Source organism: Streptomyces sp. NPDC059037 (genome assembly GCF_042740015.1).
GTDB lineage: Bacteria > Actinomycetota > Actinomycetes > Streptomycetales > Streptomycetaceae > Streptomyces.
The window spans coordinates 1-1556 of the sequence record NZ_JBHYIG010000525.1 but is presented as its reverse complement, the minus strand read 5'-3'; the positions used below and the strand labels follow the sequence as shown (position 1 = coordinate 1556).

The following is a 1556-nucleotide window of genomic DNA, read 5'->3' as shown; positions in this document are numbered from 1 at the left end:
GGGGGGGGGCGGCCCCCCGTCGTGTGCGCCTAGATCGCCTAATCTACCACCTTTGAAATTACCGGTTTTCGGGGGCCGGGGCGCTGTTGTGCCCTATTATTTCTCGCCCCCCCCACGTCACTGACTTCGAATTACCAGATGTTCTTGGTGACCGTGTACGCGACGGCGGCGACCGTCGCGCAGCCCGGAACGGCGACAACCGTGAAGGTGGCCATGACCGGCTCAGCCGTTACCTCCGGGTCGTTCGCGGCAAGGAAGCCGGCCAGCGAAGGGTCCTGGTTTACCTTCTCGAGCAGCATGATCTCTCCATCCATTCGTGAATCGCTGTTACGGATGCGATGAATGGAACTCTAGGCACAGCCCATACGCGGGGAGCAAGGTCCTCTTGGCTTCTTTCTGCCGCAGAGGGCTCCCTCACCTGTTTTCCGACACTTACGTTTGTCACATTCAAGTGGGAGTCGCACACGTCACCGCGCTTTCACTCCGACGTCGGCGAACCCAGGTTGGCCGGAAAGTGCCTCCCGGTTGCTCGACGCGACCAGAAGCGAACCGGCGGTGACCAGGCGCGGTTGGCGGTAGGGCCGGTGGGCCACCAGGGGTTCAGTCGGCCGGGCGTCGCCCGCGGGGGCTGAATACTGGTCGGCCGGTTTGAGCCACCAGGGCGGACCGGAATTCAGAGCCCCCCGGCCTTTGTTCTCACTGGTCAGCGCGTAAAGCATGACTAATGTCATCGTTAACTTCACGCCAAGGCCTTTTCGGCATGTGATGCACGTCACAATGAATGGGCTTGATTTCAAGCTTCGTAATCTTTCTATAGTGGTGGCTGCGAGGGGGAGTTGATCGATCGCTGGCGAGCAGCTGTCGAGTGAGAAATTCATGGACGGTGTTCCATGCGGAAATCTCCTCCCCGACGCCTCGATTGGAATCAACAGTGAGGAATGGATCATGGGCAACATTGCTGCCTTTATGAACCAGCAGGAGCTGGGCTCCCTTGAGGACGGTCTGACGAACACCGACGGCGTTCCCGTCATGGCCACCCCGGCCGTGGCTGTGCCGGTCACCGTCAAGATCACGGCGGGCATTGTCGCCTTCACCGTCCCGGTGGGTGCCTACGTCGCCGGCCGCGTCGTCAACTAAAGGCCGCCAGGCTTTCCGAGCATCTTCGAAAAGGAGATCAGAATGACTCTCATCATCGACAGCGTGCGTTCGATCACGGAGCCGACCCTGACCGAGGGCGAGCAGGACCGGGTCACCCGCACCATGCCCGTCGCCTTCACCCCGGCCGTTCTCGTCACCTGCCCGTACGCGGGCGGTGGCCTCGCGGCCGGCGCGACCATAGTCGGCGCCTACGAGCTCGGCCGCGCCGCCGGCGCCGGCGGCAAGTAAAGAACACCGTCAGCAGCCCTTGTACATGAGTGTGGGCTTCTGAAGCCGCTCGGAGAGTGACATCTGCGAGCACGAGGCGAGCGGGGGGGGGGCCCCCCCCCGGCCCCCCCCCCCCCCACACCAAAACACAACGCGAGACAAAAAAAAAAAAAAAACACCCCCCACACACC

General features: G+C 62.3%; 4 protein-coding genes. 2 read left to right on the top strand and 2 right to left on the bottom strand.

What is annotated here, in order from left to right; translation table 11 throughout:
- Window positions 1–131 precede the first annotated feature (131 nt).
- Together ACFWY6_RS45385 and ACFWY6_RS45380 are read right to left on the bottom strand one after the other, a co-directional pair.
- The gene (locus ACFWY6_RS45385) at window positions 132–299 is read right to left on the bottom strand and encodes a hypothetical protein (protein ID WP_384703779.1); all 168 of its coding nucleotides are present in this window, start codon (window positions 297–299) and stop codon (window positions 132–134) included.
- Between the two features lie 168 nt (window positions 300–467).
- Complete coding sequence (locus ACFWY6_RS45380; RefSeq protein WP_384703776.1) at window positions 468–719, bottom strand: hypothetical protein; 252 nt, start codon at window positions 717–719, stop codon at window positions 468–470.
- Between the two features lie 226 nt (window positions 720–945).
- Here ACFWY6_RS45380 and ACFWY6_RS45375 point away from each other — a divergent pair, with 226 nt between their 5' ends.
- Window positions 946–1137, top strand: coding sequence for a hypothetical protein (locus tag ACFWY6_RS45375; RefSeq protein WP_266871441.1), 192 nt, complete (start codon window positions 946–948; stop codon window positions 1135–1137).
- A 42-nt stretch (window positions 1138–1179) separates the two neighbouring features.
- Entirely contained in the window at window positions 1180–1386 is a 207-nt protein-coding gene (locus tag ACFWY6_RS45370) for a hypothetical protein (RefSeq protein ID WP_384703773.1), read from the top strand.
- The last annotated feature ends 170 nt before the right edge of the window (window positions 1387–1556 follow it).

What these genes read in the sequence shown, in the direction of transcription:
- ACFWY6_RS45385 (WP_384703779.1), bottom strand. Translation starts at nt 299, where the DNA reads ATGCTGCTCGAGAAGGTAAACCAGGACCCTTCGCTGGCCGGCTTCCTT.
- ACFWY6_RS45380 (WP_384703776.1), bottom strand. Translation starts at nt 719, where the DNA reads ATGCTTTACGCGCTGACCAGTGAGAACAAAGGCCGGGGGGCTCTGAAT.
- ACFWY6_RS45375 (WP_266871441.1), top strand. Translation starts at nt 946, where the DNA reads ATGGGCAACATTGCTGCCTTTATGAACCAGCAGGAGCTGGGCTCCCTT.
- ACFWY6_RS45370 (WP_384703773.1), top strand. Translation starts at nt 1,180, where the DNA reads ATGACTCTCATCATCGACAGCGTGCGTTCGATCACGGAGCCGACCCTG.